The organism is Enterobacter sp. CC120223-11, assembly GCF_900215375.1.
Classification (GTDB): Bacteria; Pseudomonadota; Gammaproteobacteria; order Enterobacterales; family Enterobacteriaceae; genus Scandinavium.
The window spans coordinates 1-23,806 of the sequence record NZ_OBEF01000008.1 but is presented as its reverse complement, the minus strand read 5'-3'; the positions used below and the strand labels follow the sequence as shown (position 1 = coordinate 23,806).

Annotated in this window: 11 protein-coding genes and 3 pseudogenes; 7 read left to right on the top strand and 7 right to left on the bottom strand. The window is 53.8% G+C overall.

Going from position 1 to position 23,806, the window contains the following annotated elements; all coding sequences use genetic code 11:
• The first annotated feature begins 27 nt into the window (after nt 1-27).
• Entirely contained in the window at nt 28-546 is a 519-nt protein-coding gene (locus tag CRO87_RS11015; protein ID WP_097162988.1) for a hypothetical protein, read from the top strand.
• 96 nt (nt 547-642) lie between these two features.
• Here the strand turns inward: CRO87_RS11015 and CRO87_RS11010 are convergent, their stop codons facing one another.
• Entirely contained in the window at nt 643-1,287 is a 645-nt protein-coding gene (locus CRO87_RS11010) for a response regulator transcription factor (RefSeq protein WP_097162987.1), read from the bottom strand.
• Between the two features lie 390 nt (nt 1,288-1,677).
• On the opposite strand from CRO87_RS11010, the gene CRO87_RS11005 reads away from it, so the two are divergent.
• Nucleotides 1,678-4,506: a response regulator gene (locus CRO87_RS11005; RefSeq protein ID WP_176504296.1), complete on the top strand. Its 2,829-nt coding sequence runs from the start codon at nt 1,678-1,680 to the stop codon at nt 4,504-4,506.
• A gap of 22 nt (nt 4,507-4,528) precedes the next feature.
• On the opposite strand, the gene CRO87_RS11000 is transcribed toward CRO87_RS11005, so the two are convergent.
• The 4 genes from CRO87_RS11000 to CRO87_RS10985 form a co-directional block, all read right to left on the bottom strand.
• On the bottom strand, nt 4,529-5,179 hold the full coding sequence (locus CRO87_RS11000; RefSeq protein WP_097162985.1) for a response regulator transcription factor: 651 nt from the start codon (nt 5,177-5,179) through the stop codon (nt 4,529-4,531).
• Nucleotides 5,180-5,264: 85 nt separating this feature from the next.
• Nucleotides 5,265-6,803, bottom strand: coding sequence for a TolC family protein (locus CRO87_RS10995; protein ID WP_097162984.1), 1,539 nt, complete (start codon nt 6,801-6,803; stop codon nt 5,265-5,267).
• 6 nt (nt 6,804-6,809) lie between these two features.
• Nucleotides 6,810-8,063 carry an HlyD family type I secretion periplasmic adaptor subunit gene (locus CRO87_RS10990; protein ID WP_097162983.1) on the bottom strand — a complete coding sequence of 418 codons (1,254 nt, stop codon included), beginning with the start codon at nt 8,061-8,063 and terminating at the stop codon, nt 6,810-6,812.
• 79 nt (nt 8,064-8,142) lie between these two features.
• Nucleotides 8,143-10,350: a type I secretion system permease/ATPase gene (locus CRO87_RS10985; protein WP_097162982.1), complete on the bottom strand. Its 2,208-nt coding sequence runs from the start codon at nt 10,348-10,350 to the stop codon at nt 8,143-8,145.
• 480 nt (nt 10,351-10,830) lie between these two features.
• Here CRO87_RS10985 and CRO87_RS10980 point away from each other — a divergent pair, with 480 nt between their 5' ends.
• Entirely contained in the window at nt 10,831-14,340 is a 3,510-nt protein-coding gene (locus CRO87_RS10980) for an ATP-binding protein (RefSeq protein WP_097162981.1), read from the top strand.
• Between the two features lie 90 nt (nt 14,341-14,430).
• On the opposite strand, the gene CRO87_RS10975 is transcribed toward CRO87_RS10980, so the two are convergent.
• Nucleotides 14,431-19,500, bottom strand: a complete 5,070-nt coding sequence (locus CRO87_RS10975) for an Ig-like domain-containing protein (RefSeq protein ID WP_097162980.1) — start codon at nt 19,498-19,500, stop codon at nt 14,431-14,433.
• A gap of 496 nt (nt 19,501-19,996) precedes the next feature.
• On the opposite strand from CRO87_RS10975, the gene CRO87_RS10970 reads away from it, so the two are divergent.
• Both CRO87_RS10970 and CRO87_RS22775 read left to right on the top strand, forming a co-directional pair.
• Nucleotides 19,997-20,506, top strand: a complete 510-nt coding sequence (locus tag CRO87_RS10970; protein WP_097162979.1) for an NlpC/P60 family protein — start codon at nt 19,997-19,999, stop codon at nt 20,504-20,506.
• A 459-nt stretch (nt 20,507-20,965) separates the two neighbouring features.
• A pseudogene (locus CRO87_RS22775) lies at nt 20,966-21,196 on the top strand (hypothetical protein); the annotation flags it as partial.
• 205 nt (nt 21,197-21,401) lie between these two features.
• Here CRO87_RS22775 and CRO87_RS10960 read toward each other — a convergent pair.
• Nucleotides 21,402-22,553 carry a fimbrial protein gene (locus tag CRO87_RS10960; protein WP_176504295.1) on the bottom strand — a complete coding sequence of 384 codons (1,152 nt, stop codon included), beginning with the start codon at nt 22,551-22,553 and terminating at the stop codon, nt 21,402-21,404.
• Nucleotides 22,554-22,755: 202 nt separating this feature from the next.
• On the opposite strand from CRO87_RS10960, the pseudogene CRO87_RS22330 reads away from it, so the two are divergent.
• Together CRO87_RS22330 and CRO87_RS22885 are read left to right on the top strand one after the other, a co-directional pair.
• Nucleotides 22,756-22,833: pseudogene (locus CRO87_RS22330) on the top strand (IS66 family insertion sequence element accessory protein TnpB); the annotation flags it as partial.
• 429 nt (nt 22,834-23,262) lie between these two features.
• Nucleotides 23,263-23,629, top strand: a pseudogene (locus CRO87_RS22885) (hypothetical protein); the annotation flags it as partial.
• Nucleotides 23,630-23,806 lie beyond the last annotated feature (177 nt).

The following is a 23,806-nucleotide window of genomic DNA, read 5'->3' as shown; positions in this document are numbered from 1 at the left end:
AACAAGATTTTTCATGAGAGAAGTAAAATGTTATTGCGTAAAGTTTTTGCCGTCGGCGGCATCTCCCTGCTGCTGACCTCCATGGCCTTCGCCAAAATCTCCACCGACGAAGCCAACAAACACCTGTTTGGTAAACCGTACCAGACCGCAGCGGCCCCGGCCGCGGACCGTGCCAATATCGTGTACTACTGGGCAGGTCCGGCTGTAAACAACAACAACGGCGCCAACGTCTATATCGACGGTCGTTTCCACACCGCACTACAGGCGGGTGGCTACAGCGAGTTTTGCCTGGTGCCGGGCAACCATACTCTGGGCGCTTATCAGCACGATGCCCCGCTCTACCCGGGTAAAACCGAAGAGCTGTATCGCGTAAAACTGGAAGCAGGCAAAACCTATTTCATCAAAGTGGCAAGTTCAGGCGCGGCTGCACCGATGCCCGTTCTGCGCGCTAAAGCTGAGAAGGAATTGCAGGGAACGCATTTGCAGAAGCACGCGATTTCTCGTGCGCTGATTGTGGATTGTGTTCCGCCGGTGGCGAAGAAGTAATAGGGCAAATTTGCCCGGCTGCGATGCCTTACCGGACCTACTACACCCTTGAAACCCGTAGGTCCGGCAAGTTTACGCCGCCGGGAAATCCCCCTCCTATTGCCCTGCCGACATCCCCGATTCAAACGCATAGCGGAACAAATCGGCATCGCGGGTGATCCCAAGTTTGCGCATCGCTGCCGCTTTTTGCGAGCTGATAGTCTGTTTGGTCCGGTTTAGCTGGGAAGCAATCTCATTGACCGACATCCCGGAAATGTACAGGCGCAGGACCTCCATCTCCCTCTTGGTCAACGTGACCTTTTCGGAAGGATTCTGGCTGATGCCGCTGTGTCCGGTGGTGAGGTCATGGGTCGGGAAATAGTTGGATCCGGCATAAATGGCGTGAATCGCTGAAATTAACTGGCTGGTATGCTGCGTTTTACCCAGCACCCCGTTGACGCCGAGCTTAGCCAGCTCCTGGGTCAGCGCCGGGTTATCAAGCGTAGTGAAGACCAGCGTTTTCAGCTTCGGCCTGGCCCGGCGGATGTAAGCCAGCAGACCCATGCCGTCGCCATATTTGCCACCTGGCATCACGTAATCGGTGACCAACACATCCGCTTCCGTGGTATTGATTAACTCCACCAGCGAGTCCGAATCCTCTGCCGTACCGACTATCTCCAGCGTCGGCAGTTTGGCGAGTTCATGAGTCAGTCCTGCGAGCAAGGCAGGATGGTCGTCGGCCAGTATGATGCGAATTTTCATGGTCTTACAGCGTCCTTTTGCAGGTCATTATTTTTAATTATGGCGTAAAAAAGTCCAGGCGCTACAGCAATGGCTCGCGACTCCACCCCAATAGTTCTCACTGAACGACTCTGGCGGCTCCTATATAGCCCGGAGCTATATAAGACAGGGTTAACGGTAATAAAAAAATCATTCGGGTCTGATTTCAGCCTCTGTTTTTATCGGACGAGTTCGATTGTCTTTATCGTCGATTTTTTCTCCAGCGGACTTCCGCCATACTTTATTTCTTTTATGAGGGCGAACGGAAAAACGTTCGTGAATGTTGTGTTGACTGCGCAAATAAAATCACTGGCTCGCTTTCGGGCATATCAGCGGCTGTTAATTTTTGGCAGCGGCATTTTTGCCACTCTTATGTTGCTTATTATTCTGCTGACCAATGCCCGAATGGCGATGGTGAGTCATATAGAAGTGCTGCGCCAACGCTTTGTTTCTGAGCACGCATTGTTGGTGCAAAATATCGGCGAACGCAAAAACAGTTTCCAGAATATATTAACCGGCTTAGATATTATGCTAAGCGAAAGGGATAAGCTGCGAGACATCGAGCCGTCTGCGAGCAGTACAGATAGCCCCCTGACCTTTCACAAACGTTTAGCGGATCCGGCCTCGCGGGCCTTCTATTTACCGGAAGATATTCAGAGCAACAGCGCGGACAGCCGGATGTTTCAGGATCTGGCAGGCTGGATAGCGCGCTTTATGACCAGTGACGACACCACGCAGCACAGCGGCGCCCTCTCCGGCTGCCTTTATCACCCCGATTACGGGGTGATAGATATTCTTGCCAGCAACAGCAAAACCGCGCACTTCACCCTCAACCAGATTGGCGACGACATTGACGGCATCAGCACACTCAGCAACGATCCGCTGGCCGCGCGGATCGTCTGGCTGCGGGCTCCCGAAAATGAACAAGTGCTGCGCCTGGCGGCCCCGGTTATGCTCAACGCCCGCCCCTTTGCCACGCTGGTGATGACGTTTCCCTTCCCTGCGATCTCCTCGCCCGCGATTCACAGTGAACAGTTCGGCACGATGAGTATCCAGGCCGCCAGCGGTGAAATCATTACCGGATTCAGCAACGCCCCAGCCGACCATTCGCTGCTTGCGGCGCTGGCGTCTGTTGCTATCGCATGGCCAGGTAGTGAAATCTTAGAGCGTGATTCAGAAAGCGGGATCGTCTTCCTCGAACCGCTCGCAGACAGCGGCTGGCTGCTGCGGTTTGAGGTTTCATGGGGCGAGGTTGCCGCCGTCGTCGGCAGCCAGATCCGCGAAGCTACGCTTGCGACAGCGGGCCTGCTGCTGCTGATTTGGGGCTTTTTGCTCTACTTTAAGCTGCGGATCTTCCGCCCACTGATCCAGCACTCGCGCCATATTTACGAAAGCGAACAGCTGAACCGGACGCTGATCGACACGGCCCCGCTGGGGATTGGCATTTTGAGCGTGGAACGGCGGGCCTTTCTGCTGTGCAGTCCGGTACTGAAACAGACTGAAGAGAGGCTCTGTTCTGGCGATGAGACGCTGGCCGAGACGCTGGTGCGCAGTTACCTGCAGCAAACCAGCACGGGCCGTGGGCTGGCACAGTTTGAGAAAAAGCTGGCGATGTCCGACGGTCAGCAGATTGATTTTGCCATCAGCATGGCGCCGGGCCGTTATCAGGGCGACGACGTGTTGGTGGTGGCGTTTACCGATATCACCAACAAACAGCGGCTGGAGGAACAGCTGATGGCGGCCCGCGTGGCGGCGGACAACGCCAGCGCAGCGAAATCAGCGTTTCTCGCCGCCATGAGCCATGAAATCCGCACCCCGCTGAACGCCATTCTCGGCAATCTGGAGCTGCTTTCGCATTCCGCCTCGCAGACGCAGCGGGAAAGGCTGGATATTATTCAGCGCGCCTCGGACAGCCTGCTGCTGACGATCAGCGACATCCTGGATTTTTCGAAAATCGAAGCGGGCGAACTGCGCCCGGAAACCGTGCCGTTCGATTTGTATGCGGTTACGGCGGATGTGCTGGCGATTTTCGCGCCGCTTGCCGCCGCTAAAGACATTGAGCTGCACGGTGAAACCGGGGGAAACAAAAGTCTGCCGATGCGCGGCGACCCAACCTGCCTGCGTCAGGTGCTGAACAATCTGCTCGCCAACGCGCTGAAATTTACCGAAAAGGGACAGATTAGGCTAAGCGTCAACTTGAACGCAGAAAGCGCACAGGCAGAGATCGCCATTACCGATACGGGGATTGGCATGAGTCCCGCGCAGCTGAAACATGTTTTCCACGCGTTTCGCCAGGCGGATGACACCATCCATCGCCGCTATGGCGGCAGTGGGCTCGGTCTGGCGTTGTGTTCCGGCCTGGTGAAAGCGATGTCCGGCACCCTTTCCGCCAGCAGCGAATTGGGTAAAGGAAGCATTTTCCGGGTGTCGCTGCCACTGGGCGAGATCATCCCAGACGAAGCACTACCGCCCTTCAATTCCCAGCCCATCGCCCTGCCCGAACATGCGCCAAAGCCGCTGTCAGCCACGCTGCGCGTTCTGGTGGTGGAGGATAACCCGGTTAATCGCCGGTTATTAGAAGAGCAATTGCAGCTGCTGGGCTGTCAGGTCATTTTAGCCAGGGAAGGTGAAGAGGCGTTGGCGCTATTGCGGCAGCAAACCGTCGATATCGTGCTGACCGACCTTTCGATGCCAGGGATGGACGGCTACGAACTGGCGAAAAATCTTCGCGAAAACTGGCCCGAACTGCCCGTGGTGGCGGTCAGCGCGAACGTCACCCAACAGGAGTACGAGGCGTGTTATGCCGTCGGAATGATCAAAGTGCTGGCCAAACCGCTGCTGTTGAACGAGCTTGGACAAACCCTGGTTGAAATCTGCCCTTCCCAACCCGTACAGGCGGCAACTGCCTCAGCTTTTGGCCTACTGGGCGGCAAACCGCTGCCCGACGAAGTACGCGACCTGTTTGAACAGACCTGCGCTGACTCGGTGGCACTTATCAGAGAAGCCATTGAAAACCAGAGTCCGACGGTTATTTTAAGCGAGCTGCACTCGCTGAAAGGCGCGTTCGGAGTATTCGGTATGAAGGAGCTTAAAGCGCAAACGGCGGAAATCAGCGAAAAGATTAAGCAATCTGGCGTGATACCTGCACTGCCGCAGTTGGTCCTTTTTTGTGATGCGCTGGAGAAAAGTAAGGCACCCTGAAGATCACAAGGTGCCGACGTGATTAACCAATGCTGGTCATGCCCGTCTCGAAAGCAAAACGGAAGAGATCCGCATCGCGGGTAATTTGCAGCTTGCGCATCGCGCTGGACTTCTGCGAGCTGACGGTCTGTTTGGTTCTTTTGAGCTGACTGGCGATATCGTTAACGGACAGGCCCGACACATACAGGCGAATCACTTCCGCCTCGCGGCGCGTCAGCTTGCTGTGCGACGGACGCGCCGTTTCGGTACTGCCCAGCACGTGGGCGACGGAGTTGAAATGGGGCGAAATGTAAGTCGCACCGGCATACACCGCATGGATCGCCGAAATCAGGTGGCCAATATCCTCGCCTTTGTTCAGCACCGAACCGATCCCGAGCTTCAGTAGCTCCGCCACAATGGCCGGATTATCGATGATCGTGAAAACAATAATCTTCAGGTTCGGGTAGTGACGGCGCAAAAAAGAGAACATGGCGATGCCGTCCCCCGCCGAACCACCCGGCATCACGTAGTCAGAAATAAGCACATCGCAGTTGGACTGATTCAGGATATCAATGATCTCAGTAGAATCTTTGGCCTTACCTACGATATTTAACGTACGAATGGTGGACAGTTCATAGGCAATGCCTGAAAGAATTGCCGGATGGTCATCTGCAATAGCAATATTAATATTCATAATATGTCGAATCTCGAATAAGACATCCGGCACTTCGGGAACGTCGACGTGCCGGAGTCACTTTATCTCACTGAATATCAGCAGATTACTGAACATCACCCAACAACCAGCGGCTCAACATGCCGGTGCTGCCATACGCCTTAAGCACCGCCAGGTAGCTGTCAAAACGATAAGAGACTTCATTAATCCGGTTATTGTTGTAATCACTTTCGGCAATTAACACATCCAGTAAAGTCCTGCGTCCGAGGTGATACCACTGGTCGAAGAAGGCTTCTTTCACTGCACCAGTTTCCTTAATAAGCCCGGTATACAAATCGGCCCGGGCCAGTAAGGTTTTCGCATCCTGCACCGCCGCGCGGGTTTCAAACTCCAGTTCCAACTGCTGGTTTTCTTTATTCTGATAACCGGCTTCGGCTCTGAGCGTGGCAGCCTCGCGGGCGGCTTGCGCCGAACCACCGCGGAAAATCGGCCAGCTCACGGTCACCATGGTCTGCCACGGATCTTCACGGCCATACTCATTGTTGCCTACCGATTTGGTCACCACCCAGTTCAGCTGCGGTTTCTCTCCTGCGCGCAGGGCTTCCGCCTGTAAGCGGGTGGCTTTCGCCTCGGCTTCGGCCTGCAACAGCGCCGGGTGGTTTTTGGCTACCTTCAGCAGTTTATCGAGGTCCGTCTGCGGCAGCGTCCACTGAATATTCTTCGGCATGGTCAACGCCGCGTCGCCAATCAGTTTGCGCAGTTTGATTTCCGTATCGCGCTCTTTGGCGAGCCAGTTATCGCGGCTTGCTTCCGCTTCCATCAGGCGGGCCTGAGCCTGCACCAGTTCGCTCGCACGTCCCCGGTCGGTCATCACGATGCTTTCCAGCATCCCCACCAGCTGCTTCATGCGCTCAACGTATTGTTGACTGATAATGCTGGCGCGGCGGGCTTTCTCTTTTTCAACAATGGCGTTCGAAACGTCCTGCGCCAGCACTTCCAGGTTTACCAGATACTTCTGGCTCGCCGCTTCGCCGAGCGCCTTTTGGCTGTCGATGGTTTTTTCCGTTCTGCCCCAGTCAAACACATTGGTGGTCATATTGACGCTGAGCGAGTGCGGCGTTTCATCCCGGGTTTTGCTGCCGCCGAAAGAGGCCGAACGGGAGTTAGCGTTCACATCCACCTGTGGCCAGCGCTGACCTTCCGCTTCACGGATATCCGCATTAGCGGCACCCAGTTCGGCATTGGCCTGCTTCAGCGACGGGCTGCGGTTTTCGGCCATTTTCAGCGCCGTCGCCAGCACCGTTTTCAGGCTGAGATTGCCCTGCGCCACGCGCTCGCTGCTCTCATTTTTGGCAGGCAGGCTGTCGTAAGAGAAGTTCTTCCGCGCCGCAGGCTTACCTTCTGGCTGACTGCTGCGCGTTTTGGGTGCGCTGGAGCTTGCGGTTTTAACTTGCTGCGCCTGTTGTTTCGGCGCAGCGACAACACGGTTCTCATCTTCAGCGGCAAAAAGATTAACTTCTGTCACTTTTGGGCTGGCGTAGGCGACGGCGGTGGCACAAGCCCAGACACAAACTATTTTGCTAAGCGATCCTTTCAAAGCAGAAAAATGAAACTGGCTATTCAACTTAACGTTATTCGACTTCATCACTCATTATCTCTCGCGGAATGCTTCTCTGGCTTTAAACACAGGTTTCAGCAAATAATCTAAAATGGTTTTTTCACCGGTACGTATTTCTACCGTTGCAGTCATCCCTGGAATAATTGGCAGTCGCTTTCCGCCGGATTCTAACCAACTGGTGTCGGTTAAAACCTGTACCCGATAATAAATAGCGTCCGGGCGTCCTGCAGCGAGTTTCTTTTCATCCTGTAAGGTGTCCGGACTAATAAGAACAACCGTTCCTTTCAGTCCGCCATAAATACCGTAATCGTAAGCGGATACTTTTACCGTCGCCGGTAAACCTGGACGTAAAAATGCGACGTCCTGCGGTTTAATTTGCCCCTCAACAATCAGCTGATCTTCCAGCGGGACAATTTCCATAATATCTTCACCTGGCTGGATAACGCCGCCGATGGTGCTGATCCTGACGTTTTTCACCGTGCCGTAAACCGGGGCGGTAATGGTGGTTCGCTCAAGCACATCTTTGCGTCCAACCAGGCTTTCCGTAAGCTGCGCAACTTCCAGCTCCGCTTTGGTCAACTCCGTGTTAGCCTCACCCTGATAACGGTTCTGCCGTTCAACCATCTGGATTTCCAGGTCGTTGGCCTGACGGCGCATTCTCAACAACTCAACTTCTGAAATCAGCCCTCGCGCGGCCAGCGGCTCGGTCATCGCTAACTCTTTGAGTATCAACTTACGGCTGGCCTGTAAGGCATTAAGGCTGTCCTCCAGCAATTTCTTACGCGACTCATACACCTTCTTTTCCTGGGCAATCAGCGCCGGATAGTCCTTAAGGTCTTCCGGGAAAACCAGCGGCGACTGGTACGCCTCTGACTGCAAACGTGCAATCATCGCTTTCATCCCCATCAGCTTGGCGTTCATTTCCTGATAGGTGGAACTGGCTCGCGTCGGGTTAATTTTTAATAACGGCTGTCCTTTCTGAACAATATCCCCTTCACGCACTAACATTTCATCAATAATGCCAGCCTCTAAACTTTCAATGACCTGTTCGCGGCTTTTGGAAATGATTTTTCCTTCCCCATGAGTTATTTCCTCAACGTTGGCGAAATGCGCCCAACTAATACCAACCACAAGAATAACAAACAAAATATACAACACTGCACGAGAACCTGGTGTGGACTGAATAAGCAGTGATTCGCGTAAATCACTCATAAAGGCGGCATCGCCAGCCTTTAAATGCGCGGCCTTAGGGTTGCGCCTGAAGAGGCGCATAAATTTACTCAACATACTTAATACCTTTAATACGTTCCGCTTGAGGTCGGAGTCATTAATCGGGCAGCGAATAGCGATGCTGCGGGCAATTCAATCAGGCGGCAGAGGCCTTTTCTCCGGGATTGACGCTCAGCGCGGCAATAATGTCTTTCTTTGGCCCGTCGGCAACGACTCGCCCTTCATCCACAATCAGAATCCTGTCCACCAGGTTCAGCAGCGAAGTCCTGTGGGTGACCAGAATCAGCGTCTGGCCCTGGGTCGCGTTATGCAATCGCTGCATAAAAATCGCTTCGGTCTGGGTGTCCATCGCGCTGGTCGGCTCGTCGAGCAGCAGGATTTGCGGCCTTGCCAGCAAACTGCGCGCCAGAGAAACCAGCTGGCGCTGCCCGCCGGATAGCCCTTCCCCCATCTCGCCAATCGGCAGATTGATACCCATCGGATGCTTTTGCGCTACATGGTCCAGCCCGGTCAGTTGCAATACCCGCAACAGTTCATCAGTCGAGGCATCCGGGCGGCCAATCATGACGTTTTCCCGTAGCGTGCCGTAAAACAGTCGCGCATCCTGGCCCACATATCCGACCGTCTTGCGCCAGTCCGCAGGGTCAACCTGCGCCACGTCGATGCCGCCTATCAGCATCTGCCCTTCCGTTGGCTGGTACAGCCGGGCTATCAGACGCAGCAGCGTCGATTTTCCGCTACCGATTTTGCCAAGAATCGCCACTCGCTCATTCGGCTGGATGGTCACGTTGACGTTATCCAGCACCGGCGGATTCGGTTTATCCGGCGGCGACGGGTAGGCAAATTTCATCCCCTTCAGCTCTAGACTGCCGCGCAGCGACGGCATCGGCAGATACTTCTTATCAACTTCACGATCCAGCGGCATTGCCATCAGACGGTTAAGCGAAGTGAGCGCCGCTTTGGCCTGCTGGAAACGTACTGCCAGACCTGCCACCTGCGTCAGCGGCGCAGTAGCGCGGCTTGCCAACATCACGGTCCCAATCAGCGCGCCCTGAGACAGCGAACCTGCGCCAATCAAATACACACCTACAACCACCAGAACCACTGTCTGAAGCTGCTGCAGGAACGTCACCAGATTCAGCGCGCTGCTGCTAAGCTGACGCGATTTCATCGAGGTGCTGGCGGCGGCGGCGCTGAACGCTTCCCAGCGGCGGGTCATATACGCTTCGCCACTCACCGACTTCAGGGTTTCCATCCCTTCCACAGACTCTAATAACACGCCCTGCTTGAGCGAAGATTCGCGCAGGTTTTCGCGCATCGTTCTTGCTAGTGGCCACTGTATGCCGACGCTAATCAAAATGATGCACGGGATCATCAGCAGCGGTATCCAGCCAAGCGGCCCGCCAATCATGAAAATCACCCCAACAAACAGCAGTACAAACGGTAAGTCTGTAATGGCTGCAAGCGTCGCGGAAGTGAAGAAATCACGCACCGATTCAAACTCTCGCAGCTGGTTAGCAAAGGCACCTGCCGAAGAAGGCTTATGCTCCATCCGCACGCCTAACGCCTGGCGGAATAGCCGCGACCCTAGCACCAGGTCTGCTTTTTTCGCCGCCACATCCAGCAACCGGGCGCGAATAAAGCGGGTGATGGCTTCAAAGCCCATCGCAATCGCCACCCCAATTGCCAGTGACCACAGCGTGACATACGCCTGATTGGGCACCACCCGGTCATACACATTCATGGTAAAAAAGATGCTCGCCAGCGCCAAAATATTCACAATAACGGCGGCTAATGCCGCGCTGCGGTAATAGCTGCGGTAGCGCCATAATGTGCTGAACAACCAATGGCCCGGGCCGTGCGGCGTTTCTTCCCCGGCGCGGCTATCTATTTTTGCGCCCGGTTTAACTAAAATAGCGTGTTCGGAATACCATTCGGCCAATTCTTCGTGACTAATTTCAACGGGCTTTTCCAGACTCAGCTCAGGCATTAACACCTGAAAAAATAACTTTCCTTTTTCATCCCGGCGGCTGGAAAGTAAAATAACGGCCCCGCGATCTTTTCTTAATAATATAATTGGCATTAAATGTGCCGAAAATTCATGGGCGCGGCGTCGAACCATTCCGGCAGTCAGATTTGCGTTGCCGAGTGCGCTTATCGCCTGCGAGGGCGTCAGCAGATTGCCTTTCGGAATCCCTGCACAGAAGCTTTCTGCGCTGCGTGGCGCGCTCTGGTACTGGCACATCCACATACTACATTCCAGAAGGGTATCGACTATCCGCTCTGGCGCAGGCAGCGATAACGCCTCTTCCTGCTCATTTAATGCATTTTGTTCTAATGACATCTGTTCGTATTTCCTGTGGTGTCAAAAATGGCTCAGACTTTTTATGCTGAGAGCAGAAATTAATTCCTGCTAACCCGTCGTCTATAGGTCAGTACTTTAATCTCGAACTTCACCTGCGTCTGTCAGGCTTGTTCGAATTTGAATTAGGTGTGATAGGACGGGTACTAAAGATGATTTTAATTGTTTCTGGTCACGGTCATCGCCATGAAAAGCTGATTGTCCATGGCAAATACCCTTACAGATCATACTTATTAAGTGTGTGGGGGAATTGGCTAACTCTTTTCGGTTATTCGTACAAGTCATTAAGACTTTATTTAAATAGCGTAATTTTAAGGAGTTTTATTACGGCAAAAGCGCGCCTTAGTTTTAGTATGCCTTTCCCTGTGTTTTTCATTAAAAACATGCCGTTTGCCAGCCGCTATTTCTGCACGTTGGTATACGCTAAACGAATAGCGCGCGCTGCCTAAGAGTCTGCCCCCTATGATGAATCTGCAAAAAGAGAGTGTGTTAAACCGCCTGAGTCGCCATCATTATCTGCTGATCAACGGCGGCGGCATGGTCATTACCCTTTGCGTATTGCTCGCATTCGGGCTGGAAGTCTGGGCGCTGTTCCGTGATTACCAGACCAAAATTCAGCAGGAAACTGCGGCGGAAGTAGCGCAAATCTCAGACCTGCGAACCAAAACCACCGCCACACTGCGTAACGGCATTCAGAACATCGAACTGTTTCTCAATACCCCCACTCAGACGCAGCCCGGGCCGTTACAGGCGTTCAAAAACAATAACGGTAATCTGCTGGTGCAGGTGTCTCCGGAAGCCCAGCCGGTGCTGGTGATGTCCACGCAGCCTGAAGCGTTACTGGATGACGCCGGGCCTGCCCTCGCGCTGGCAAATAACGTTTCACCGATGGCCGCGAAGATCCGTGACCGCAATTCCGGGGAACTTTTCAGCACATATATCTACAGCAGCGATGGCAAATATCTGCTGACGTCGGTTGCCCCCTGGACTGCGGCGCTGCATAACCGGCTGCTGGCGCAGCAGTACAAGATGAATCTCGTTCAGCAAAGCCTGGATATTGAAAACACCCTGCGGGCAAGCAACGAAAATGCTCGCCCTGATATCCCTGTCCTGCACTGGTTCCCGGCTGGTAAAAGCGCCCTTACGCAAAAATCCGTTTTCCGTATTGCCGCCACGCTCTGGCAGTCAAACACTCAGCGTTTTGGCACACTGGTGGTCGAACTACCTAGCGACAGAGTGGAGAGGCTGCTGCCGACGATCGGTCAGGATGCGGAATGTCTGATCCTCGATCGCTACGGCAATCTGATCCTGCCCTGTAGCCCGCACTCAGCGCAGCGTTTGATGCCGCTGGTACGGGAGGTCGAGCAGGAAAAAGTGGGGCAAAACCGGTGGGTGGATTATCAGGGCGACCGCATTCTGCGAGGCTGGCAGCTCAATAACGGTGACTGGTCGGTGGTTTACGCGCAGTCGTGGAAAGATATTCTGGATGACAACCGCAAGGCGCTGGTGGTGCTCTTCCTCTCCTCGTGCCTGATTATTTTTATGACCTGGTTTTTACTGCTGACGGTGAAACGGCGGGTGCTGCTGCCCGCCGTGCGCCAGTCTGAACAGGTGTTTGAAAGCGAACAACTTAGCCGCACGCTTATCGACACCGCCCCGGTCGGGCTGGGCCTGCTCGGCATGAACAACGGCAAGATGCACTTGCGCAGCCCGGTGATGTATCAGATGCAAAGCCGCCTGCAAATGCGCGGCTTTAATCTGCCCGCCGAACTGATTCGCCGCTATCAGCGTCAGTCTTTGCCTCCTCTCGTCAGCGTGGAAAAACGTCTGAATGATGAAGACGTCACTTTCGACGATCAATTTGGATCCCCGACCAGCCTGTCGGTTTCGGCGACGCCCGTTCGTTATCGCGGGGAGGATACTCTGGTGGTGGCCTTTATCGACGTGACGGCGAAAAAGCAGCTGGCGCAGCAGTTGCTGTCGGCAAAGGAAGCCGCCGACCGCGCCAGCGCGGCGAAATCAGCGTTTCTGGCGACGATGAGCCATGAGATCCGCACGCCGCTCAACGCTATCCTCGGCAACCTTGAGCTGCTGGAGTATTCTGCGCTGGATTCGCAGCGCGATCGCCTCGCCGTGATCCGCCACGCCTCCGATAACCTGCTCGCCACCATCAGCGACGTGCTGGATTTCTCTAAAATTGAAGCGGGCGAGCTGCATATCGAAAACATCAGCTTTGATCTTGTGGATATCGCCACACGCTCACTGGAGATTTTCGCCCCCGTCGCTCAGGCCAAAGGCATTCAGCTTGTGGGCGAGCTGGGCAACACGCTGACGCTGCCGGTGATGGGCGACCCTACCTGCATGCAGCAGGTGCTCAATAACCTGCTGTCCAATGCGCTGAAATTTACCGAGCGCGGCCAGGTCACGCTGCGCCTGCGGGCTGATGAAGCGGCAGGTAAACTGCATATCGACGTCGAAGACAGCGGGATTGGCATGACGCCGGCGCAGCAGGCGCAGATTTTTAATCCGTTCAGCCAGGCCGACGAGAGCATTAATCGCCGCTACGGCGGTACCGGCCTGGGGCTGGCGCTGTGTATGCGTCTGGTGAATACCATGGGGGGCGAGATTTCGGTCAGCAGTCAACCGGACCAGGGCAGCGTGTTCAGCCTTTGCTTCCCGCTCCCGGCGCTGGCGGACGAAGCGGAACGCCCGAAGTTCGACGGTCAGAAGGTGTTTCTCGTCTGCGCCAGTCCGCAGAGCCGATGCTATCTGGCTCATGCGCTGCGCGCCTGGGGGCTCGAAGTGAATGAGTTTCAGCACCCGATACAGCTCGACGTCAACGCACAGCCCGAATTAACCACGCTTATCCTGTGGGGCGATCGCAGCACGTGGCATCCCGACGATGAAAACCGACTGGTGGAAGACGCAAACAGGGTCATTGACTGTCAGGCTGGCGGCCCGCCAACGCCGTTAAAAACAGGGCGGCTGCTAAGCACCTCGGTTTATGGCCTGAAAGGCCTGGCGCAGGCCTTGGGCAATGTGCTCCAGGGCATGGCGCTGCCCGGCAGAGAGCAGCAGCAATCACATCTGACTCACGAGCTGCGCGTCCTGGTGGCGGAAGATAACCCGGTCAACGCCCGGCTGTTCGAGGAACAGCTTCAGCTGTTGGGCTGCCACGCCACGCTGGTGCCGGAGGGCGAAGAAGCGCTACTTCAATTGCAAAATGAGCGTTTTGATATTCTGCTCACCGATTTATCGATGCCTGGAATGGATGGCTACACCCTCGCGAAACGGGTAAAAGCGCAGTGGCCCGATCTTCCGGTGATGGCCGTCACCGCGAACGCCACAGAGCAGGAGTATCAGGCCTGCGAAGCCGCCGGGATGTCGCGGGTGCTGACCAAACCGCTGCTGCTGGCGGAGCTGAAAGAGGCGCTGTTCGGGCTACTGGACGACGAGGAACATGCGCCCGTTCCCGCGCACACAGAACCCCTGCCTCTGTATATTCCTCCGCGCCCTGCTCCCACGCTGGGTTTTCTCGGCGGCAACAGCCTTCCCGATGACGTCAAAATCATCTTTGAAAAAACCTGCGCCGACTCGCTGCTCGCCATCCGGCAAGCCCGGCATGACGAGGATGCAGACATCATTTTCCAGCAAATGCATTCACTCAGCGGCGCGTTTGGCGTGTTTGAGATGCAGAGCATGATTGATTTGGTAAATGAGGCGGCGCACGCCGTCAAAACGTCAGGCGTTCGCGCGGCAGAGATGCAGTTGGAAGCACTCTGTCAGGCGCTGGCGAAAGTCGCGAAGGGGGAAAGCGTCGAGGCGCAGCACGGCATGCCGGAGGCTTACCTGCTGCTGGAGCAGCTTGTGGCGCTGGCGAATTCTGCCGCCGTGCCTGAAGTCCGCGCGCAGATAGCCGTGCTGGAGCAAAGAATGCGGCTGTTGTTGGCTGTTAATTCCCGGACGGATTAAGCACAAAAAAACGGTAACCCGTTTGGCGGATTACCGTTTTATGCATACTGCCGGATAGCTCTTTGCCCTACCCGGCATACAAACCACGAGTTACATCACCGTAACGTGAATGTTCTGCTCGACCAGCACTTCCGTCTGCCCGGAAACCCAGGTGTGGTAAACCACGCCGCCGACTTCCGCTTCGCCGGTTTCCGTCCAGCTTTCGCTGTGGGTATCGACCAGCTTCAGGCTGTTGGAGCCATCACCGTTGATCACGAACTGGTTTTTACCGTCGGTAACCATCAGATCCTGCTGACCCAGCCCTTCCAGCGCGTTGGCGCTCAGGCTCAGGCTGTTGGCATTGCCCTGGCCAAGATCGATCTTCTCGATGCCGGTGATATGGCTGACCAGCGCGTCCAGATCCAGCGACATGTTTTTGCCGTCCAGCAGCAGGGTATCAATGCCGTCACCGCCGTCAATGGAGGTAAACGCCGTGCTGGAGATACCGATTACGTCATCACCCGCACCGCCGCGCACCGCAGTGAGCGATTCGTTGCTGAGCAGCAGACCAGACTGTGAACCGTCGTCAAACAGCATCCACAGATCGCCATGAGCCGCGTTATCCATCAGGCTGAACGCTTCAATGCCTGCTGGAGTAGCGTTCTGATCCGGCGTCACTTCCAGGCCGAGCGTGGTGTCGAGGTCGAGAATGCGTCCTTTCACCGCAGAGCCGCTGCCGTCGCCCACGCCGCTGTCAGTCCAGCTAACAAACAAACGTCCGTCTTCAAGGAATGTCGCATCAGGACTGACCTGGTCACCTTTCTGCAGCTGATGAACGCGAATTTCCTGACCGATACGATGGCCCGCATCATCGAAGAACTGCGCATAGACGCCGTAAGTACCATTCCCTGGCGCAATATCAGCCTGCGAATTATACAGGGTCACGAATCCACCACCCGGACGGTAAATAGTGACCGGCTGCTGCTGATGAAGCGGTGTGAATGAGTTGACGAGAAACTCATTGCTGACCGGCTCGCCCTGTGGGTTATAAATACGCCCCCAGGTGCTACGGCCAGACTGATCTGGTCCACTGTTATCTGAGGAATCCCAGTTCACGACAAAGTTGCCGTTAGCCAGCTTCGCGACGCTCGGTGTGCCCTGACTGCCGATGGTTGTCTGGTTAGCACGGATCTCTGCGCTGTACGTATGAGTATTAGCATCATAAATTCGGAAATAGATATCACCGTCGGTCGTCTCTTTCGCGTAAGTTACCACGACCACACCGCCGTCCAGAGTAGTCACTGTCGCTTTCGACGGTGTATTAGACGATGAGCCGTAGCCCATTGACCCTACCGACGTTTCACTTCCGGCCACCATTGTACCGTTGGCATCGTATTGCGCACTCAGGACCTGCCAGGCGGCAGTGCCATTGTTTGTGCCCTGCCAGACCACCATGTAGCCGCCATCATCCAGCGCCGTGAGTTGAACATTACGGTTGATACTCAGACCACTGTGCGTGAGCTTATTTTCAGCCCCAATCTTCTCTGTTCCGGTGATGTTCCCGGCACCATCGTAGGTATAGCCATAGTGCTGCAAACGCACGACATCACTGCCTTCGAAGCTGTGATACCCCACCAGGAAAGTCCCATCGCTCAGCGTGATAACATCCGGCTGCCCCTGGAAATCAGCAGTCACAGCATTGACGCGGAACTCACCGCCAACAGGCATCCCGGACGAATCGAACAGCTGCGCGATGATATCCTCATTGCCGTTTTGGGAGGACTGCCAGACCACGACAAAGCCACCACCCGGCAGAGAGGTCGTTGAGGAGAATCGCTGTTCGCCATACGTTGAGCTATTGATCTGGAACTCTGAATAGAAACTCGCATCGATATCAATGGTCACACCTTCGATACCAAAGCCATCGGTATCAATTTTATCGCTGTGCCAGGTGATAAAGACATCGCCGTTATCCAGCAGCGTCGCATCCAGAATGTGTTTCAGATCGACGTCGTCCCAGCCTGAACCCTGGTTACCTGCAATTGTCGGGTTAACCAGGAACTCGTGGCCCACCTTGTTGCTGCTGGCGTCAAAGCGCTGGGCGTAAATCGCCGAGCCGTCGCCATCGCCGCCCTCAGAACCCCAGATCAGCAGGTAGCCACCGTCATCCAGCGCCACGCCGACCGGCTTGTACTGCTTGCCCAGGCGGTAATCGTTGACGATGAAATCGCCGGTGCTCTTCGCGCCCACCATGCCGGTAACAGGATCGAAGGTGTAGTGAATGGCACGAATATCAGAACCATTGGCTTGCGAATCATCGCTATCCCAGAACACCACAAAACTACCGTCCTTCAGCGTAATCGCATCCGGGTAATTCTGGCTTTTGTCCTGTGTCGTGTTCAGCGTCAAAATTGGGCCTGCGGAAGTGCCATCCGTTTTGCGCATCTGACCGAACACGCCGGTGCCGTTACTGTCCATGCCGTTCCATACGGTCAGGTACCAGCCGACGGAAGGCCCGTGTTCAAACAGTATCATCTCGGGCCCGCCTACAGTGCCGATTGCCGGACCAACAACAAATTCATTACTCACAGGGTTATCGTTCGCGTCGTAAATCCGCTGCATGGCATTACCATAACTCTGATCGCTGTACCACGAGACAATGTAGCCGCCATCCGGCAGGCCGAGGATGGCTGGTATGCGCTGTGCACCTAACGTGGTCTGGTTCACCAGGAACTCGTCGGTCTGCGCCGCACCGTTGGCATCATAGCGGCGGGCAAATACCCCATCACCACTATTGTCTGGCAGTGTAAGAGGGTTGCCCTCCCAGGCAATAACAAACCCGCCGTCGGCCAGCGCGGTCACCGATGGGCTGTCCTGGTTATTGATATTGCGCTGGTTAACAAACTGTTCGGTACCAATTTTATGTGTCCCCGTCGGGTCCATCATTTGCATGACCACGTCGTAGCCATTGGCGCCACCCGCCACGTTCTGCTGCCAAACCACGATCAGGTTGCCGTTCGCCAGCTTGGTGACCTGTGGGTTGTTCTGGTTGCCGATCACGGTAGTATTGATCAGGTTACCGGCGTTCTGGCTGGCACTGATGTCGTAACCGCCTACCGCATCCTGAGTGGTCACGGTCACGGAATAGCCTGCGCTTGGGTCGGTGGTATTTCCGGCCGCATCGACGGCAACTGCCGTAAAGGTGCTCATGCCATAGCTGAGTGAACCGCTGACCTGCAAGGACCAGTGCCCGTCGCTGCCTACCTGCACGCGCCCTGCTTCACGCTTGCCGTCTGCCTCGGTGACATAAACCACAAGGGTTTCGCCCGCAGGGCCGGTGCCATTAATAACCGGGGAACGATCGTCGGTACGACCGCCAGATGCCACATTACCCTGTACGCTGCCGACGTCGTCATATACGCCAGTAATGCGCAGGTTGGAAGCGTCCGGCGGGGTGAGATCCAGCTCCAGCTCAAAGGCAGGTGTCATCAGACTTGGCGAGTTAGTGCCGTTTTGCGCCTGAGCCTGAAGAGAGTGATGCCCTTCGGTCAGCGCCGGGTCCGGCTTGTACTGCCAGTCGCCGTTGGTATCCGCCACGGTCGCGCCAATCAGTTTGCCGTTATCAAAGATCTTAATAACCGCGCCCGCCTGCGCTTTGCCGCGCAGCACCGGAGAGGCTTCATCGGTCACGTCGCCGCTGTGCAACATGCCCTGAACAGCACCCGTGGTGTCGCTTACGCTGCCAAGGGTTGGCGCTGGCGTGCGGTCTTCGCCGACCAGCAGGGTGAAGTTGTCGCTGATGGTGCTCTGGTTGCCCGCTGGGTCCCGCGCCATTGCATTGAACTGATGCTCGCCGTTAACCAGATCCGCAGGCGTGGTGAAGGACCAGTCGCCGCTGGCATTGGCCGTGGTGGTGCCCAGCAGTTTGACACCGTCGTAAACGAAGATGGTCATGCCCGCTTCGGCTTTACCAATAATCTTCGGCGTGCGGTCGTCGGTCAGGTCGCCATTAGCGAGGCTGCCTTTAACCGCACCAAAGTCGTCTTCTGCGGTCAGGATCGTCGGCACCGCAGGAGGAATGGTGTCGATAGTAATTTTGTAAGCCGCTGACGCCAGGCCGACGTTACCGGAGAAGTCCATCGCTCGCGCGGTCAGGGTGTAGACGTTGTCCGGGAAGACGAACGGCGTGGTAAAGGTCCATTTGCCGCTGGCATCCGCGAAGGTGGTGCCAAGCATCGTTTTACCATTGTAAATGGCGACCATGCTGAAGGCTTCGCCGCGACCATTGATCACCGGCGTGTTGTCGTTCGTGTGCTGGTTGTTGCCCACCACTACGCCGCCTGCCTCTTCGTTAACAATGCTGTCGATATAGGCGCGCGCAGGTGCAGTTGAGTCGATGATCAGGGAGAAAGTCGGCGACGTTTCACCGCTGGCAGTATCCACCACGGTGAACACGTGACCGCCGTCGCCCATGTTGCCCTCCGGGATAAACGCCCAGCGGCCGTTGTTATCAGCCTGAACCTGAGCAATCACTTCTCCGTTATCCACGATATTGAGGATAGTCCCCGCGCTGGCGGTCCCGTGCAGTTCGGCTTTTTGATCGTCGGTGACGCTACCGGATGGCAGGTCGCCCTGTTTACTGCCAAGGCCGTCAACGGCTTTGGTGATTTTTGGCGTTTCAGAGACGCCGAGCGAGGTCATCATTAATGCCGGGATCGCGGGCTGCGCTTCCGGTTCTACGGTGACTTCTGGCTCAGCGGCAAACAGCGCATTGCTGAGAGTGTCCACCGCCTGCGGCAGTTCGACAGGTGCGTCAACAACGGGTTGTGCGTCAAAAATTACGCTGCCCTGCTGAGGATAATCCTGCGCGGCAACGATACGAACAACTTCTGCGTCCGGACGTGCCAGATACAGCTGGCCGTTGCCTGTGAAGAAGTTTTCGATGTTCAGCGCGCTGTTCCACTGCGTGGAGGTAACAACCAGGTTGTCGCCCACGCGTTCAGCTTTAAGGATTTCATCAATCGCACGGCCATCTGCCTGATGGATAACGTAAACGCTTGAGGAAGAGTGCATCAGATTTTGCTCAGAACCCGCCTGATTTGCGTCCAGAGAATAAGCCTGAATGAGTGATTCTTCAGTGATAACTGAAAAGTAGAGAGAACTGTCAGTAATGTTTTTCATTTAAATACATATCATCAGATAATAAATAAAGGAGCTTCTAAGATGGCCAGCAAAAACCATAAATTTTTCCCCAGTGGAATTGCCTGTAGTCATACGGCGTGAGCAATACCAAAGAAAAATACATCAATACTCTTACCGTTTTTTCAGGCCTACCGGGCTGAGGCTGCTTAGAAAATGTCGCGACTTGGCGCGGTGAGAAGATTACGAGGAGTGGCCTGAAATAAATACCTGACCAGTTCGAATTTGTATCGGCAGGATGCCTTACCGGGAATGATTTTCACCGTAAGTCCCATAAACAGGCCTCTTCCGGCACTTCACAGCAGTTGAGAAAGGCCGATCCTCGCCGAAAAATGAATATCTCCTTATCCTCACGCTTCGATTATTTCTTAGCGTGCAGAGTCGCCATTTTTAGTACTAGTAACATTGTCTCCCCTTTCACAATAGATTACTTTTTGCGCTGTTCATTATTTCATCAACACTTATTATTTTATTGCTTATGTATTCTCATATTTCTGTTTTTATTTCTTTATTAGCGGCCTGCGTACTATTCATTGCGGAGGCCCGTTCCTCTACCTTTTATATTAACGTTGAAAGAGCTCATTCCAGTCCTGCGCTTAATGAAGAGGATATTCGTCATAAAATACTCTCGCAGTACGCCCGGTGGCAGGGGGTAAAATATAAATTTGGTGGCACCACCTCCAAAGGCATCGATTGCTCGTCATTAATGCAGCAAATTTTCCATGCTGCCTTCCCGGAAACCTCGCGTAGCCGCCTGCCCCGCACTACCGCAGAGCAGATAAAACAAGGGACGCACGCCAGCGCTGTGGCACTAAAACCGGGCGATCTGCTGTTCTTTCAGATGTCGACCAATGAGCGCCACGTGGGGGTTTATATCGGCAATCAACAATTCATTCATGCCTCTACCAGCAAAGGCGTGATGATTTCAGATCTGAAAAATGATTACTGGAAGACGCGATTTACGGTCGCCCGCAGAGTCATTTCATAATAGAAATTCACCGGCTGACGTCGGTGCCAGGAGAGAGTAGGAAAGAAGTATTAAAGTAAATTGTTCAAACAGACAATCGGATACCCCTGACAATTGAAGCAGAATCCTTGCACAATTTCCCGTCCCTGTAATTGGCAATGTACTCTTCTGGCACTTAGTGGACGGAGAGCAAGCTCACTTGGTCAGGGACCAGGAACGGCGAAGCGACATTCATCAAAAAAGTACTGTAAGCGATTATTTGGGGTTAGTTCATGAAGTAAATTTCTGACGAAATAGTTATCGGTTATAAAAATCAACTAAAAACAATGAACTATGAAAGTTTCGTTTGTGAACCAGGTTTTCACTCAACATAAGTTAAATCTTATTCGCCGTTCATTTAGTTCATAACCGGCCGCAGACTACGATTATCATACACTTACCCATCCCCCATCTACTTCTTGCATGACGTTATGTGACGTTTTGCTTCAGTTACAACATCAACCTGACTACCAGGCCAAACAGGCTGACATCGAACAACGGTTACAACAACTCGAAACAATGCAAGCACAGTGGCTGCATCGTACTGAGGCTCAGCGACTGGTTGCTACGGAGAATGTACTGTCTGTTGAAATAAATGCTGAGGGTGAAATCCGCACATTGGCTCAGCTTTTTGCCCTTGAATACCAAAAATTAATACAGGAGAACGACTGATGCGCGGCAAGGAACTGGATACGCTGATTGAACACGAACTACAACTGATGCTGCTCGAAGGCTTTGACAAATCCCCTATTTCCGCCAAAGCGCTGCATATCCGACTCAAGTAGCCGAACTGCTGCCATGGAACGTAGATCTCACCCACAAATAACTGTCAATACGACACTCACTTAACGCTTACGGAGATGGCGGGTCAAGAACATCATTTATAATCGATATTGAAGATAACTTTTGCATTTGCTTTACCTGGGGTCGCATGGCTCGCATTCTGGATATAGCGGGCAGCGAGTGGAATTTTAACCGTGCTACGGCCATCAGAAGGGGCGGTGACATCCCAGGTTGTCCCTGAGGTCCAGAGTGTTTGTGGCATTGTCGCGTCGGCATCTGTATCCGTTGAATAACCCAGTTGGATACCTACACCGGTCGCGGCATCCGTACCGGGATCTAACCCTACGATGTCGTCCGTCACTGAGTTCGTTGGTTGCAAAGATACGGAAAAGGTGGTGGCGGTAACATTGCCACCCGATGCGGTATTGTTGCCAGTTACCGATTGCGCGCTATCCAGGCTGTGATAGCCAGAAAATGATGGGCAGTCTTGCAGGATAATGGATGAATCCACCCAATCCGTTGTTGAGCCCACGCCAGTAAATTTGTCTGCTATTTCATGTGTGCCCATTGATACATTTACGTCAGAAGTGGTACAGGTTCGGGTGATAAACTGAATCGTACCGGTGTAGCTAATGCTTGCTAAATGAACAGGTAGCCCCGTATATCCACTCGTGTTGGGGATGTCCCAGCTCAGATGAGGGAAGGAACTGGCGTTGACTGTGGCACCGGAAGCAATGGGGCCTGTTTTAATCAGCGAAATGTCAATCAGCAGTGTTTGTCCATTATCGCCAGCGGAACCCACGGAGAACACACCGTATTCGGCCGGCGTTCCCGAAAAGCGCTTGTCGTTTCCCCACGGGATCACTCCGACGCCAGAGACGTTTGTCGGATAGACATACACCGTGCCATAGGCTGATGTACTCATCAACGTTGGTGCACCCGACGGCATATCACTGACAACCATCTCTGCTTTTAAATTAAAAGACGCATCGCAACTCACTCCCGTCATGCCGGATCCATTAACATGCGAGTCATAAATTGTGCTGCCTAAAGGAAGGTCATTTCCTGCATAAGACGTAGTATTAATATTGGGAATAAGCGTTTCTGCCGGATAAGCGGTGGATGCTTTGCAGGTCACCATTGCTTCAGCACTGGTGCTTATTCCCAATATTACTGCCAACAGCAATACCAACTCTCCTGCTTTTGCAAGGGTAAAAAGTAGGATGGATCTCAATTTTCTATTCATAGTCATTCTTTGAGTATTAGGAGTGAATGGCACTAACATCTGAAAAAAGATAAAGCGACACCCTGACGAAATGTAAGCGTAAACCCAGCGCCGTATGTAGCCATTAAGTCTGTACTGATACTTAGACGCCCACATGTTACACGCGGACATCTAAATATGGAATTCCAATCTTGGCGAAAAAAAAACCGTAAAAATTATCCCAATGACTTCAAGCATATCCCTTCCGTCAGGCACCCGTATTTGGCTGGTTGCCGGCGTCACTGATATGCGTAAGACCTTCTATTACGGTCATTTTTGTATTAGCTTTACCCGGAGTGATGGTATTACCTGTCTGGTAATAACGTGCAGCCAGGGGAATACTGACCGTATTACGGCTATCCGTTGGAGCAGTAAGATCCCAACTCGTACCCGCTGTCCATAGATTTTGAGGGGGAGTTGCCGCCGCATCCACGCTGGTCGAATAGCCCATTTGCACACCTACACCTGTTGCCGCATCAGCTCCGGAATCTAAGCTAATAATATTTGCACGCCCCGCTTCTGCCCCGCGGCCACAGGCATCAGGTGATAGCGTATCTGGCATACACCTGACGAACCTTTACCCCAACGTATTCTGAGTGCGCCCTGCTCATCTCCACGTCATCACTCACGCCTTTCGGATCCAGTGTGATGTCATTCATCTGGTACGGATCAAGGTACGTAGGCCACGACTCAACGTCGTACAAACGTCAGGCATGTACATGCGGTTATTCGTTTTATCAGATATTTAATTAACACGTATATCTCGCCGAGATATATAGATGGCTCTCCCAAAGAACTAACACGACTTGCCATGCAGTTAACGGGACGGTTATCAATACATAAAGCAGAATTTCGCACTCTTACCTATTCTAGGCAGATGAACAATGGCATGCCCCATAAGCGCTTTCGAAGTCTGACTGCTGAGATGGTCATGGCTTTTTACCAAATCATTACACTCAGTTCAATTTCAAAGAAAAACCCGCTTAATCCCTTCCCCGCTGGTGAAATCCAGTTACGCAATTTGCCGATTGCTTTTAAATTATGATTCGGGAGTTACATAAGTCGTCATAATGCTGACATAGGAGTATTTCGCCAACAGCATCCCGGTTGTCGGCGGAATGCTAGTTGTAATTTTTCAGCAAAGGGAGTGGACGATTTCTTTCTGTCATTATGCATATTGCTCCAACCGGTAGTTGGAGCAATATGCATAATTCCGCCGGTATTATTCATTTTTT